This window comes from Nocardiopsis baichengensis YIM 90130, assembly GCF_000341205.1.
GTDB classification, from domain to species: domain Bacteria; phylum Actinomycetota; class Actinomycetes; order Streptosporangiales; family Streptosporangiaceae; genus Nocardiopsis_A; species Nocardiopsis_A halophila.
Map to the genome: position 1 here is coordinate 32,475 of NZ_ANAS01000006.1, position 14,251 is coordinate 46,725.

The 14,251-nt window shown below is 74.9% G+C and carries 11 protein-coding genes; 5 read left to right on the forward strand and 6 right to left on the reverse strand.

Annotation, left to right across the window (positions count from 1 at the left end; genetic code table 11):
• Positions 1 to 245: 245 nt before the first annotated feature.
• Positions 246 to 527 carry a hypothetical protein gene (locus tag C892_RS0106360; RefSeq protein WP_017542042.1) on the reverse strand — a complete coding sequence of 94 codons (282 nt, stop codon included), beginning with the start codon at positions 525 to 527 and terminating at the stop codon, positions 246 to 248.
• A 234-nt stretch (positions 528 to 761) separates the two neighbouring features.
• On the opposite strand from C892_RS0106360, the gene C892_RS0106365 reads away from it, so the two are divergent.
• Positions 762 to 1,571 carry a GntR family transcriptional regulator gene (locus C892_RS0106365; RefSeq protein ID WP_017556537.1) on the forward strand — a complete coding sequence of 270 codons (810 nt, stop codon included), beginning with the start codon at positions 762 to 764 and terminating at the stop codon, positions 1,569 to 1,571.
• 34 nt (positions 1,572 to 1,605) lie between these two features.
• On the opposite strand, the gene C892_RS0106370 is transcribed toward C892_RS0106365, so the two are convergent.
• A complete protein-coding gene (locus tag C892_RS0106370) occupies positions 1,606 to 1,821 on the reverse strand; it encodes a hypothetical protein (RefSeq protein ID WP_017556538.1) in 216 nt (71 codons plus the stop codon).
• A 176-nt stretch (positions 1,822 to 1,997) separates the two neighbouring features.
• Between C892_RS0106370 and C892_RS0106375 the strand changes: the two genes are divergently transcribed.
• A complete protein-coding gene (locus C892_RS0106375; RefSeq protein ID WP_017556539.1) occupies positions 1,998 to 2,738 on the forward strand; it encodes a GntR family transcriptional regulator in 741 nt (246 codons plus the stop codon).
• 36 nt (positions 2,739 to 2,774) lie between these two features.
• Entirely contained in the window at positions 2,775 to 3,608 is an 834-nt protein-coding gene (locus C892_RS0106380) for a GntR family transcriptional regulator (protein WP_017556540.1), read from the forward strand.
• 1,649 nt (positions 3,609 to 5,257) lie between these two features.
• Here C892_RS0106380 and C892_RS0106385 read toward each other — a convergent pair.
• Together C892_RS0106385 and C892_RS0106390 are read right to left on the reverse strand one after the other, a co-directional pair.
• Entirely contained in the window at positions 5,258 to 7,237 is a 1,980-nt protein-coding gene (locus C892_RS0106385; RefSeq protein ID WP_017556541.1) for a vWA domain-containing protein, read from the reverse strand.
• 150 nt (positions 7,238 to 7,387) lie between these two features.
• Positions 7,388 to 8,902, reverse strand: coding sequence for a sigma 54-interacting transcriptional regulator (locus C892_RS0106390; protein WP_017556542.1), 1,515 nt, complete (start codon positions 8,900 to 8,902; stop codon positions 7,388 to 7,390).
• Between the two features lie 172 nt (positions 8,903 to 9,074).
• Between C892_RS0106390 and C892_RS0106395 the strand changes: the two genes are divergently transcribed.
• Both C892_RS0106395 and C892_RS0106400 read left to right on the forward strand, forming a co-directional pair.
• Positions 9,075 to 10,238: an FIST signal transduction protein gene (locus C892_RS0106395; RefSeq protein WP_026124174.1), complete on the forward strand. Its 1,164-nt coding sequence runs from the start codon at positions 9,075 to 9,077 to the stop codon at positions 10,236 to 10,238.
• 1,279 nt (positions 10,239 to 11,517) lie between these two features.
• Positions 11,518 to 12,801: a DUF8814 domain-containing protein gene (locus C892_RS0106400; protein ID WP_017556544.1), complete on the forward strand. Its 1,284-nt coding sequence runs from the start codon at positions 11,518 to 11,520 to the stop codon at positions 12,799 to 12,801.
• A 229-nt stretch (positions 12,802 to 13,030) separates the two neighbouring features.
• Here C892_RS0106400 and greA read toward each other — a convergent pair whose 3' ends face one another.
• Both greA and C892_RS0106410 read right to left on the reverse strand, forming a co-directional pair.
• On the reverse strand, positions 13,031 to 13,531 hold the full coding sequence (gene greA, locus C892_RS0106405; RefSeq protein ID WP_017540236.1) for a transcription elongation factor GreA: 501 nt from the start codon (positions 13,529 to 13,531) through the stop codon (positions 13,031 to 13,033).
• A gap of 236 nt (positions 13,532 to 13,767) precedes the next feature.
• Positions 13,768 to 14,232: a DUF4307 domain-containing protein gene (locus C892_RS0106410; protein WP_017556545.1), complete on the reverse strand. Its 465-nt coding sequence runs from the start codon at positions 14,230 to 14,232 to the stop codon at positions 13,768 to 13,770.
• Positions 14,233 to 14,251: the final 19 nt, after the last annotated feature.

Below are 14,251 nucleotides of genomic sequence, written 5' to 3' on the forward strand. Positions count from 1 at the left end.
CTTTTCCGCTCCCGCGTCCGCCCTGTTCGCCGAACGGTGGTGTCCGCGTCTTTTCCGTCCACCTGGTGTCGTTCGATGTCCGATTTTCATCCGGGAATCCGATTTCCTGGTGCTCTGTTCCCGGTTCATCCGGTGCTCCGTTCCCGGTCGTGCGTGTCCGGCGCGGGCCGGACACGCGCCTCCTCGCGGGGAGGCCGGTACCCGGGACGATCCGCGGCCGCTGCGGCACGCGGCCCGACGGCCCTTCAGAGCAGGGCGCCGGTCCGGTCGCTGCGGCCGTCGCCGGCGTGCCCGTCCTCGCGGGCGCGGCGGTAGGCGGTCTCCTCGCCCAGGCTCTCGGGGAAGCAGAGCCCGGACAGGGTGCGGCCGGCGCCGGAGAACGACCGGTTGTCGCCTCCGTCGCGCAGCGCGCGGTAGCGGCCGCGGTCGTTGCGCTTGATCCCGATGGAGGCGGCGATCAGCAGCCCCAGCAGGGTGCTGAAGAAGACCACGAGGACCAGCAGCAGGATCCCGATGACCAGGGGCATCTTTCGTCCTCCTTTCGAACCGCGTGCGCCCCGCGGGGCCCACGCGACCCCGGGCGATCCCCGGGGGAGGAATGCGGGCCGAGTCGGCCGGGAGGAGAATGATCGACTTTTCCGCGCTCTCCTGTTCAGCTTCATCGGATTCATTCCTATGATTATCACCATCGGTGTTCGGCGACGTTGCGTCAAGACCGTTGAGTAGAATTATTGGTACGAATCGGCGAACGGGAGCGCGCAATGGAGCCTCGGCACCTGGAGATCGCCCAGGACCTCATGGAGGACATCGACCAGGGGCGCTACGCCCCGGGCGCGCCGCTCCCCACCGAGGACCGGCTGATGGAGCTCTACGGCACCTCCCGCAACACCGTGCGCCGCGCGATGCAGGAGCTCACCAACCGCGGCAGGATCGACATCAAGCAGGGCAGCGGCAGCACCGTGCGCCGCTACCGGCCCACCACCCACCTGGCCAGCTCGGCCGAGGGCGAGGCCGACGACGAGCGCTACGCGGCCTACGTCCGGCGGATGCGCACCGAGCAGGGCATCGAGCCCAACCAGCGGCTCCGGGTCATCGTCGAGGCCGCGGGGCCGCCCGTGGCCGACCTGCTGGAGCTGGGCCCCGGCGAGGAGGACCGGTACGTGGTGATCCGCCGGTGCGACCGCTACCTGGCCGGGCGGCTGTGGCAGCGCCAGCTCTCCTACTACCCGCGCCGCCTGGCCCTGGACTCCGACAAGGGCGCCGAGCTGATGACGCCCGAGGACATCCAGCGCGGGACCAGGACGCTGCTCGCGGAGATGGGCTACCCCCAGACCCGCTCCTGGGACGTGGTGGGGGCCAAGATGCCCTCGCTGAAGGACTCCACGCTGTTCGGGATCGGCCCGGGGATCCCGCTGATCGTGCACGACCGGCTCGCCTACTCGGGAGGCGAGCCGATCCGGTTCACCAAGACGCTGATGCCGGCCGACCGCCACCAGCTCATGTACTTCGAGGGCGAGATGACCCCCGACCAGCTGCGCGCCGGTACCGACCTGAACATCTACGACCACTGAGGGGCGGCCGCAGGGGTACGGCCGCGGGGGCGCCCTAGCGCAGCCCCGCCGACGGCCGGGCCCCGTCGCGGAAGGCGAGTCCGACCACGCGGCGGCCGGATACCGACAGGGGGCCTTGTTCGGGGTCGTCGCGCAGGGAGCGGTAGCCGCCCTTGCGGTCGCGGCTGCGGATGCCGAGGGAGACGGCGAGCAGGAACCCCAGGGCGAGGCCGGTGACCACCAGCCCCGCGACCACCAGAAGGACCGCCATGGGGCGCCCTCCTTCCCGGTCTCGGGCCCGCCAGGGGGTGGAAGGCGGGGGAGTCGGTGCCGGGATCGGCGTCGATCCACGGAGTATCGTCGGTGGTCCCACCCATGGATGAGGTGGGATCAAGATAGCGGTTTGGACTTGTTGGTACAGGCTGCATACCCATCGAGGAACCCTTCATGCGCGAGGAGAGCAGATATCGGAGGATCGCCCGGATCCTCCGCCGGGAGATCCAGAGCGGCGGGCTCGCTCCGGGGGACCGGCTGGACTCGGAGAAGGAGCTGGAAGAGCGCTTCGAGGCCTCGCGCAACACCGTGCGCCTGGCCCTGGGGATGCTGCGCAACCAGGGCCTGGTGGTGAGCCACCCGGGGCGGGGGCACTTCGTCCACGACGTGCTTCCGGTGACCTATTACGCCAACCGCACCGCCCAGCAGACCGGCTCGGGGATCGAGTTCGCGGCCTTCGGGGCCGGTGCGCGCGTGGCCGAGCTGCTCATCGAGAGCGCCTCGGCCGAGGTCGGCAGCCGGCTGCGGATCTCCGAGGGCGAGCGGGTGGTGGTGCGCCGCACCTACGGGTACGTGGACGGCCGCTGCACCATGCGCCGCACCTCCTACTACCCGATGGACATCGCCGAGGGCAGCCCGCTGATGCACCCTGCCGACCTGCCCGAGGGGGCGGGGGCGGTGCTGGCGGGGCTCGGCCACCCCCAGGTGGGGCACGTGGACGAGCTGCAGACCCGCATGCCCACCCCCGAGGAGGGCGAGGAGCTGTCGATCGGGCAGGGCGTCCCGGTCCTGGAGCTGTACCGGACCGGGTACTCCGAAGCCCGGCCGGTCGTGCTCGAATGGGTGGTGTTCGCCGGGAACGGGGCCCGGTTCCAGTACGAGATCGACGACGTCGGGGCCTACCGGAGGGACTGACCCGCCGGGCGGACGAGCAGGGAGAGCGAAACAGCGATGAACGCGTCCAAGAGGACGGTCGTGGCCGACCACCTGCGCCAGGCCCTGCTGCGGGGCGACTACCAGCCGGGGGAGCGCCTGCCCCACGAGGAGGAGCTGGCCCGGCGCTTCGGGGTGTCCCGGGGGACGGTGCGCTCGGCGCTGCGCGCCCTGCAGGAGGAGGGGCGGCTGAGCATTCTGCCGGGGCGGGGCGCGGAGGTGCGCGAGTACAGCCCGATCGTCCACCTGGCCACCGAGGTGCGCGGGGAGCGGGACTCCGAGCGCTTCGAGACGGGGTACGCCCCGCACCTGAGGGCCAAGGGCCACGACTCGGTGGTCGAGGAGATCAAGGTCGTCATCGAGGAGGTCCGGCCCAAGGTCGGCAAGCGCCTGGGGCTGCCCGACGCCCCCGTGGACGCCGGGAACGGCGCGCCTTCCTCCCGCGACCGGCTGATCGTGGTCCGCGGCTGCGACCGGTTCGTGGACGGGGTGCTGTGGGAGTCGCAGACCAGCCACATGCCCTACGGCATCGCGGGGGACACCGAGCTGATGTCGCCCCAGCGTATCGGCCGGGGCATCGACCAGGTGCTGTCCGAACTGGGGTACCCCCGCGCGTGGTCCTGGGACGTGGTGGGGGCGCGCATGCCCAGCCCTGCCGAGACCGACGCCTTCGGCCTGCGCCCCGGGGTCGCCCTGCTCGTCCAGGAACGCGTCACCTACGCGGGCGAGCGGGCGGTCCGCTTCACCGAAACGGTGATGCCGGCCGACCGCCACCAACTCCTCTACGCCGACGGCGAGGCCCCGGAAGAGCTGCTCCTCCTCGCCTCGGACGTGAGCATCTTCGAGATCTGAGCGGATCCGAGCCGACACGTGACCGGCCGGGGCCCACCAGCCGCCCCTTCCCACAGGGGTGGTGCCCCGGTCGGCCGGCCCTCGAGCTCCTGCGCCCCGCGGGGGCGGCGACGGCGCAGCAGGTGCCCCGCTCGGGGCTGCTTGCCGGGTGGCGGGTCGCGGGGGTGACAGGGGGAGGGGCGGCGACGACGAGGAGGGGCGGTTCCCCGGGGCCTCCGGTCGGCAGCCGGGTCTCTCGCGGTCCGGGAACAGCGGCGACGGCCAAGCGGATACCCCGCTCGCGCCCGTCGGCCGGGCGGCGGGCCGCCGGGGTGCAGGGAGATGGGCAGCGACGAGAAGGGGCCCGTTCCTCAGGGGCGGCGGTCGGCAGCCGGGCCTCTGGTGGTCCGGGCCGGGCTCGCGGTCGGGGCCGGTCGCTTCCCGCCCGCGCCCGCGGCGCCCCGCCCGGCCCGCACCGGGCACCCTCTGACCAGTAGACCCCTTGTGACCTGCGGGAATACGCACCGTCATAGGGCGAGGCGGGCGGAGGCGCGCTGATCGACGCCCTAGGGCGGCCCATGGGTGCGATCCCGGCCAGACCAGAACGGGATTCGGTACCGCCGTGCCCGTATTGCCCCTGTTCGTCCGCCCCCCGAGGGGAGCGGGGGCAGCCGAGGAGGGGAAGGGGGCCCGGTCGCTCCGGGCCTGGTGTCGGCGTCGCCCCCTTGTTGGCTACGCGGAGCGACCGAGGGTGCTCTAATCGGGTTCGGTGTGCCGGTAGAGGGGGTGTCGGGTACCGAATCCCGTTCTGGTCTGGCCGCCACCGCACGCCCGCCCGGCCCCGGGGGCCGCGCCGGGGGCGCGTGAGGCCCGAACCCTCCTTGCGATCCGGGCAAACGGGACGCCCGGCGGGCCGTGTCCGCCGGAGACCGGACCGGAAGGGCGTGTTCTCCATCGTGAGTGGTGGTATCGCCACGCGATTGCACATTTCGTGGCGATACCACCACTCACGATGCCCAGCCGCCGCCTGGTGCGCCCGGTATGCCCGGAACGCGAAAAGGAAGGGGCCCGCCAGAGCCGAAGACGGCAGACCCCCGGCGGCCGACCGGCAACCCCGGGGAGCCGCCCCGCTTCGTCGTCGCCGCCTTCCCCCCTTTCGCCCCGGCGGCCCGGCACCCGGCCGGCAGGCGTGAGCGGGGTACCTGCTGTCCTGTCGTTGCCGCTGCTGTTGCCGGACCGCGAGTGGCCCGGCGGCCGACGGGCGGCCCCGGGGAACCGGCCTGCCTTCTCGTTGCCGCCCCTCCCCTGCGCCGAAGGGCCCCGCCGCCCGGCAAGCAGCCGTGAGCGGGGTACCTGCCGTCCCGTCGCCGCCCATCTCCCCGCACTCCGGCGGCCCGGCACCCGGCCGGGGCCCATGAGCGGGGTACCAGCCTGCGCCGTCGTCGCTGTTCACCGCCCGTACCGCAGGGGCCCCGCCGCCCGGCCGGGGACCGTGAGCGCGGGACCACCTGCCCCGTCGCCGCCGCTTGCTTGAACATTTGCACGCCCGGCACCCGACGACAGCCCTACCCCGCGGATCCCGCCCGGCTTCGCCGTTCCCACCCCGCCCTCTCAGGCCGGAGGCCAGCGCACCGCGCGCGGGTGGGAACGCGCCCGTGACGACAGCCAGGTCAGCGGTAGGCGCCGATGACGGCGGGGCCCAGGTCTCGGCCGTCGATGCGCAGGACGCGGCCTCCCCGGGCGGCGACCTCCCCGGCGAAGGACCGGGCCGCCTCCCCGCCCCCGGGGACGACCAGGGTCACAGCCGCCCGGGCCGCCGCCAGCGCGTCCAGCTCGGCGCGGGTCCGCTCCGCCGTCTCAGGGCGGGGCGGCCAGGCGAACTCCGGGTCACCGTCGCGGCCCAGGTGGGCCGTCGGCTCCCCGTCGGTCACCAGCACCACTGCCGGGGCCATCCCCCGGTGCCGGGCGAAGTGCTCCCGGGCCAGGCGCAGCGCGTGCTGCACGTTGCTGCCCTGGACCCGGGGCCCGGCCGGGGCCACCAGGTCCGTCGGCGACAGCCACCGCGCCGAGGAGTCGAAGCCCGCCACCCGCACGGCGTCCTGCGGGTACCTGCGGCGGGCCAGTGTGTACAGCGCCATGGCCGCCTCCCGCGCCGGGCCGAACAGGCCGCCGCGCACCATCGAGGAGGACAGGTCCACCAGCAGGCACACCGCGGCCGCGACCCGGTCCTCGCCCTCCACCACCCGCAGGTCCTCGGGGGACAGCGGCGCCGGCGGCGGTGACGACGGCGCGGCCGCCCGGCGCGCGGCTGCGGCCCGGACCGTGGCCACCGCGTCCAGGGGCGCCTGGGTCCCCGGCTCCCACGGCGCCGTGCCGATCGGTTCGGCGTCCGGCCGGAGCGCGTGGCCGCGGGCGGGACCGTGCCCGCCGCCCCCGCGCGGTCGGCGGGCGGAGGCCGAACCGCGCAGCGCCGCCTCGCCGAGCCGGTGCACCGCCCGGGGGGTCAGCCCGGGCCGCGACCGGCCGCCCGCCAACAGGCCCTCCGCGCGCAGGCGCGGCTCGATCCCCGCCAGCCGGTCGACCGCCTCGGCGGCCCTGGGGCCCAGCGCCCGCTCCACCAGGGCGCGAGCGGGCCCGTCCACCGGGAGCCCGCCGCCCTGCGCGGCGCGGTCCAGCAGCCCCTCCAACTCCTCCAGGTCCTCGGCCCCGACGGCCCCGACGGTGTCGGCGGTCCCGGAGGGCCACGCCGGGTCCGCGGCCAGGCCGACCGCCTCGGCGAACGCCGGGCCGCCGGGCCCGTCCGGGCCGGTCGGCACCGTCAGCCCGCGGACCAGGTCGGGGCGGCGCCGCAGCAGGGCCGCGGCCAACCGGTCGAGGGAGGCGGCCAGGCCGCCCTCCCGGGCCGCCAGGTCCAGCAGCCCGTCCGGCCCGGCGCGCCCGGACTCCGCGAACTCAGCGGACTCCGCGAACTCAGTGGACTCAGCGGACGCCTCGGGGCCCTGCGCGGCCGCCGCCCTCCGGGCCAGCACCTCGACCAGCTCGTCCAGGTCGCGCGGCCCCTCCGGGAAGAAGGCGCCGTGCTCGGCCATGAAACCTGCGAAGTCGGCCCGCTCGCCCCGGGCCTCGGCTTCCAGCAGCCCGCTCAGCGCGTCGGCCATGGCCGCGATCCGCTCCGGGGCCGGAAGGGCGGCGGCGCGCCACAGATCCTGCAGAAGGCTCTCGACCGTCCGCCGCGCCTCGTCCGACCTCCAGGGGTAGGGCTCGGCCATCAGGTGGCGCAGGGCGGCGGCGGTGTCCTCGGGCAGGGAGGCCAGCTCGCTCTCCCGGATCCGCGCCGTATCGGAGGGGTCGTCGGCCAGCTCCCGGAGTTCGAGGCCGATCGCCCGGTCCAGTTCGCCGCGGGCCCGGCGCAGCGCCCGCACCTGCTCCAGAAGCCGGTCCAGGCCCGGAACCCCCTGCGCGCCCTCCCGCAGCATCGTCCGCAGGGCCTCGTGCGGCCGCTTCCCGGCGAACACCTCCCGCCCGAGGTCGCGCAGGGCGCGCGCGGTGTCGAACGGCGGCGCGAGCGGATCGGGCCCGGGCCGGTAGGCGCGGTAGCGGACCCACTCGTCCCCGTGCCCGGCGTCGGCCTCACCTGTCACCGCGCCCACCCCTCGTCCTCAGCGAAGCCGAACGGCGCCCGCCCGCCCGGCAGCGGTCGGCACGCCTGGGAACAGGGCGAACCCGGCCGGACCGCCTGTGCCGGACCGCCTGTGCCGGGCCGACGGTGGTCCGGGAGGCGCGCCCTGGCCGGTCCCGCCTCACGTCCGGTACACCGACCGCTCTTCCGGACCGTCCTGTCCGGCGGCCTCGTCCTTGGACAGCCTCCGGGTCAGGTACAGCCCCTCCATGGCCAGCTCCAGCGCCGCCGCCGTCACCCCCGCGGCCGCCTCCGCGCCCTCCGGCGCACCGTCGGTCCCGTGCAGGTCGCCGTCCCGCCCGGCGGCGCGCTCGGTCAGCGCCCCCAGGCCCTCCAGCGGGCCCACCGAGGCGAGCAGGTCCGCCGCCGGCACCCCGGAACCCGCCTCGGCGGTCCCCCCGGAGGCGAAGTGCGCCTTCAGCGGCTCCAGGTCCTCCTCGCCGAACCGCTCCCGGAACACCTCCGCCGTCGCGCGCCGCAGCAGGTGCTCCAGCACCTCGGCCTCGCGCCCCTCCTCACCGGGCGCGAACTCGGCCTTGCCGCGCAGCGCCGGGACCGCCGGGGCCAGGTCGGCCACCCGGGCCACCGCGGCCTTCTCCCCGGCCAGCGCCGCCCGCCGCTCGGCCGACGCGGCGGCCGCCTCGACCGCGGCGAGCGCGAACCGGGCCGAGACCCCCGACCGGGCGTCCACCGACGGCGAGGCCCGCACCAGCCGGGCGAACCGCGCCACCGCCGCCACCAGGTGCCCGGGCACCAGGACCCGGCCCGCCGGGGCGGCCTCCTGGCGCACCAGCGCCTCCTCGTCGTCGACCGTCAGCGGGTAGTGGGTGCGCACCTCCGCGCCGAAGCGGTCCTTGAGCGGGGTGACGATCCGCCCCCGGTCGGTGTAGTCCTCCGGGTTGGCGGTGGCCACCACCAGCAGGTCCAGCGGGAGCCGGAGGGTGTACCCGCGCACCTGCACCTCCCGCTCCTCCAGCACCCCGAACAGCGCCACCTGTACCCGGGCGGCCAGGTCGGGCAGCTCGTCCAGGCCCAGCACGCCGCGGTTGGCCCGCGGCACCAGCCCGTAGTGCATCGACGCCGGGTCGTCCAGGCCCGCGCCCTGCGCCAGCCGCACCGGGTCGACGTCCCCGATCAGGTCGGCCACGGAGGTGTCGGGGGTGGCGAGCTTCTCCCGGTACCGCTCGCCCCGGTGGCGCCAGACCACCGGGAGGTCCGCGCCCAGGCGCCCCGCCGTCTCCCGGCAGCGCGGGCACACCGGCGCGAACGGGTCGTCGTTGACCGGGCACCCCTCCACCGCCGGCGACCAGTCGTCCAGCAGCGCGGCGACAGCGCGCTGCAGCCGCGTCTTGCCCTGCCCGCGCTCGCCCAGCAGCACGATGTCGTGGCGGGCCAGCAGCGCCCGTTCCACCTGTGGCAGCACGGTGGAACCGAACCCGACCAGCCCGGGAAGGCGGGGCCGTCCGGCGCGCATGCGATCCAGCAGCGCGCGGCGGACCTCCTCCTTGACGGGCAGCGGCACGCGGCCGGAGTCCCGCAGGGCGCCCAGGGTGGCGGGCAGTGCCTCGGGGGGCGTGCCGGCCGGTGCGCCGGTCGGTGGTGTGCTCGATGCGTCGGGGGGTGTGAGGGCGGACACGCAGGCGAGTCTATTAGCGGGGCGCCGGGTGTGCGGGATCGCCCTCATCGGCGGCGTTCGGTGAAATAAGGAGGCTCGGGGGAAGGTTTCACGTCCAGGGGCTGCAAGGATGGTCCCCCGGGCCGGCGCCCCGGCCCCGGAACGGACCGACGAACGATATGGGGTGCGACCAGTGGCCAGGTTCGGTGATGCGCTTGCGTCGGGCGCCGATCTGGTGAGCGCGGCCGAGAGAGCGGTGCAGGAGGCGGTGCGGTCGCTCGACGGCCCCCCGGACCTGATCTTCTTCTCGGTGTGCGGCACCGACACCGAGGAGGTCGTCCTCGCCGGTGAACGCGTGATGGGCATGGCGCCCGGCTCGGTGAGCATCGGATGCACCTCGGGCGGGGTGATCGGCGGCGGCCGCGGCGTGGAGGAGCAGGGCGCGGTGAGCGTGTGGGCGGCGCGCCTGCCCGACGTCGAGATGACCCCCTTCCAGCTGGACGTGGTCCCCGAGGGCGACCACCTGGCGGTCATCGGCATGCGCGAGCCCTCCGACGCGGACCGGGCGGCCCTGCTGCTCGCCGACCCCTACCGCTTCCCCGCCCAGTCGTTCGTGGAGCGCTCCACCGACGCGCTGGGCGGCCTGCCGCTGGTCGGCGGGCTGGCCGACGGCATGGGCGGGCAGGGCTCGGTGCGGCTGTTCTTCGAGGGCGAGGTGGTCGACGCCGGCGCCATCGGCCTGCTGCTGGGCGGCGAGGGCGTCGTGGGCACCATGGTCAGCCAGGGCTGCCGTCCGGTGGGCCCGGCTATGGCGGTCACCGGCTCCGAGGGCAACGTGGTCACCGGGCTGGCCGGGGTGCCCGCCTACGACCGGCTGGAGCAGCTCATCAACGCCCTGCCGCCGGAGGAGCAGGAGCTGGCGGCCGGGGGCGGCCTGCACATCGGCATCGCCATGGACGAGTACGCCGACCGGCACGAGCAGGGCGACTTCCTGATCCGCTCGGTGGTGGGCGCCGACCCCGACGAGAACAGTCTGACCATCGGCGACACCGTGGACGTGGGCCAGACCGTGCGGTTCCAGGTCCGCGACCGCGACACCGCCGACACCGACCTGCTGGAGCGGCTGGGCGTGTTCGGCGAGGACACCGGAGGCCGCTCGGCGGGCGTGCTGCTCTTCTCCTGCAACGGGCGGGGCGCCTCCATGTTCGGCACCGCCGACCACGACGTGCGCGCGGTCCGCCGGGCGCTCGGGGTGGAGGCGGTGACCGGGTTCTTCGCCGCCGGTGAGGTCGGCCCGGTCGCCGGCCGCAATCACGTGCACAGCTTCACGGCCTGCCTGCTGGCCTTCGGCGCCTGAGCACGGCCCGGCTCCGGCCCCGAGTCTTGTGCGGGGCCGGGGCCGGGGCCGGGCCGCCCCTCCGCGCCTCTCCGGCGCCCGTGCGGACGGCGGGGCATTCTCCCGGGTCCGACTCCGCATCGGCGCGGCGGCCGTGTCTGCGCATGTCGGCGTCCACGGGCCTGGACAGGCCCCGTCGACGATCCAAGCCCCCGTCGGACCTCCGAAGACCTCAGGAAGCGCGCCTCCGGAACGCGCGCGGAACTTGGACCGGTGAAAGGGACGCGGCCGCCGACCGCCTCGCCGTCGATGCTCCTCGCCCTGCTGGGCGCTTCCGGTGCGGAGGTCCGGCTCCCGGGGCTGTCCCGCCCTGTGGCCCCGAGGGCCGCGGGGCCCGTCCCAGCTCTCGTTCCCGACCGTGACCTGTGGTGGGGACGGCGGCCTCTCGGCGCAGGGGCCGGCAACGGAGCCGTGCCCGGAGTCGGGCATCGTTTCCCGTCTGCCGTCCAGGGAGGGGCGGTCAAGGATGCGGCAGGGCCGTCTCGGCCGTGTCCGCCGGCGTGGTGGAACTCTCGGCCGCGTCCTTGTGAGCGGTGCCCCCTCCTTGCCGTTGATCTCGGGAGAGTCGGGGTAATCCCGGCGAGTATTCCCCCGCCTCTCCCGAGATCAACGGGGGAGTCGACGCGGGCGGCAGACAGTGCCCCCGGGGGCGGCCGGGGCCCGCAGAGTTCCACCACGCCGGCGGACACGACCGGCATCTCCGACCGCTGAGCGCACCGACCGGGGCAGGGCACGCGTCCCTTCGGGCGGCCTACGGCCGCTCGGCGAGAGCGGTCGCGGCCGCGGCACGTTGCAGTGCGCCGGCGGAGGTGCCCCCCCGTTCCGGTGGATGCGACCCATCGCGGCTGTCCGGCGGTGTGCCGGGAGGACGGCCGGGCGGGTCCTCCCGCGGCCCGCCCCCGCAGGCCGGGCCCCATCGGCCTGGAGCTGCCGGCCGCATGCCGCCGACCGCAGGCGACCCTCCGCATGCCGAAGGCCGACGGGGCCGGTCCGACAAGGCCGACAATGTCCGCCCCTTATCCACGCGAAGGGTTCGTATGGGGCGAATGGGGTGGGTGAGGAATTCATCCGCTCCGGCGGAATTCGTTCCTTGTCCTCCTTTTACCCCCGCGCCTTCTCCGTTCGGCGCGCCGCTTTTGTTGCCACCTGTCATTGATTGCTTACTTGTGGGATCCCCGGTGTTTCCGGGCGCCCGCGGTCCACGGCGCGCCTTCCGGGGGCCGACCGAGATGGGGGAGACATGCCGCGTATCTGGTTACGCACCGGGGCCCTCGCCGCCGCGGGGCTCCTCGGCGCGTCCCTGCTGCCCGCCGCCCACGCCGAGGCGGCGCCGCGACCGGCCGCCCAGGGGTGGATCGAGGAGGACCCCTCAGCCGCCGAGCTCTCCGGAGCCGGCCACCAGGGCGCGGGCCTGCGTGTGGACACCGGCGCCCACCAGGCGCCGCTCGGCGCCTCGGTGGAGCCCGGGGCCGACGAGGGCCCGGTGGCCCTGGCCACCTTCCCGGCCCGCGACCTCGACCGCCCGGTGGAGGAGATCGACGTCGCCGTCGCCGTCTCCGGACCGGCCGAGGGCCTGCTGGTCGAGGTGCGCGGCGAGCGCGCCGAAGGGGTCTGGGGCGAGTGGGCGCCGGTCGCGGGCTCCTCGCCCGCCGCCGTCACCGGGGACCAGGGCGTGCGCGTGCGCCTGCCCCACCCGTCCGACCGCGTGCAGGTGCGGGTCGGCCTGGACGGCGGGGCGGCCGAGGGCGGGACGGTCCTGGAGGAGGTGCGCCTGCGCCCGGTCGGCACGGCCGAGGCCGACGGGGAGCCCCTGCCGGGGGACCCGTTCTCCGCGCGCCTGTTCGCCACCCGGATCGGCCTGGTCGGCGCGACCACCGCCAACGGCCACACCGTCCGCCGCGAGGACCACTTCGTGGCGCTGCCGTCCCGGCGCGCGCTCGCGCCGCGCGGCACGGGCGACTACACGGTGCGGGTGTGCACCGAGTCCGAGTCGCGCCGCTGCGCCTACGCCCCGGTCTGGGACGTGGGCCCGTGGAACATCAAGGACGACCACTGGAACACCGACCGGCAGATGTGGCGGGACCTGCCGCACGGCACCCCGCAGGCGCAGGCCGCCTACACCGACGGCTACAACGGCGGCCGGGACGGCTTCGGCCGGACCGTGCGCAACCCGGCCGGCATCGACCTGGCCGACGGCACCTTCCGGGAGGCGCTGAAGCTGCCCACCAACGCCTGGGTCCAGGTGGACTACCTGTGGACGGGCGACCGGCGGGTGCGGGCCCAGGTGGCCACCGCGGACCGCGGCGACCCGGTGATCGTGCGGTCCGGCCCCGGGCTGGACCACCCCGTGACCGGGATGGCGGCCGACCAAGCGAGGGTGCCGGTCCAGTGCCGCGCCGCCGGGGACCGGGTCGCCGGCCCCTCGGGCGAAGCCCGGGAGTGGCTGCGCATCGGCGCGGGGGACTTCCTGCCGGCGGCCTTCGCCGAAGGAGGGGCGAGCGCCCCCGAGTGCGCCCTGCAGTAAGGGGGCCGGCGCAGGGGGGCGTGGACGCGGGGACTCTGCGCGAGGCCCTGCACACGGGGCGCGGCCGCTGAGGCGGTTCCGCGTCTCGCGGCCACGACGGCCTTCTGCTGGCGCCGCCCCGGCGGACACGGCCCTGCACACGGGGTGCGGAACGGCGGTCCCGGACGACAGGCCCCACAAAGCGGAAGGGGTGGCTCTCGGCCACCCCTTCCGCAATGTCCGCGGGAGGCTAGGCTCCGCCGTAGGGGACGGCGTCGATGATCTCCACCGAGAGGCTCTTGCCGTTGGGGAGCGTGTAGCTCACCGTCTCGCCGATCCGCTTGCCGTTGATCGCGGCGCCCAGCGGGGACTTGGGGGAGTACACGTCGATCGGTGCGCCGCTCTCCTCTCGGGAGGCGAGGAGGAAGGTGACCTCCTCGTCGTCGCCCTCGAACTTGATGGTGACGGTCATACCGGGACCGACCTCGCCCTCCTTGAGCGGGGCGCTGCCGACGCGCGCGTTGCGGAGGATGCCCTGGAGCTGGGAGATGCGGGCCTCGATCTTGCCCTGCTCCTCCTTGGCGGCGTGGTAGCCGCCGTTCTCCTTCAGGTCGCCCTCCTCGCGGGCGGCTTCGATCTTGTCGGCGATCTCGATGCGACCAGGCCCCGAAAGGTGCTCCAGCTCCGCCTTGAGCCGGTCATACGCCTCCTGGGTCAGCCAGGTGACGTTGTCATCGCGGGTCTCGGTCACGGGAACTCCCTTGGTGCGTCTCAACTACTGCGGTCCACCATCGGCCGCAGCTGAACTTACGAGGTTATCACCGCGTGATCATCGTGGAAGAACCGCTGAATCCCGCCGTTTGTGCACCGTAAGGCGGATGCCGGACAACGGTGCTCAGGAATGGGCGGGAAGGGCTCGGGCGATGGGCGGCGGTGCCTTCCGGCGGGGCCGAGGGCTCGTAGGGGCGGGCAGGGCGGTCATGGCGTTCACTTTGCCGTTCCTTGTTCCCTGCAGGACGCCACTTCTACCATCGCCGCACGACGAACCGTCTCGATCGTCGCGGTCGACTCCTGGGTCCCCGCCTCCACCTCGACACTGCGCTGGCCCACCTCCACGTGCTGGGCGTCGGTGGCGCGCACCACGCACACCGCGGGCCCGCCGCTGTTGGTCTCGAAGGTGATGGTGGCCTCGTCGCCGGAGTCGATGCTCCAGGCGATGGTCTGGTTGGCCACGCCGGTGTGGTCCCCGTAGCTCATCAGGGCGAAACCCCACCCGACGGTGAACACGCCCGCGGCGATGAGGCCGAGGACGAAGAAGACGGGCCGGGCGCCGTGCCGCTTCCCGAACGCGCGCGGGGCGCCGTAGCCGCCGCTGTCGCCGCCGTCGTCGCCGCGGGCGGCGCCGCTGTTCTCGGCGCCGTCGGGCGTGAGGTCAGAGGGGCTCTCGGGCATGCGGGAATCTCCGAACGTA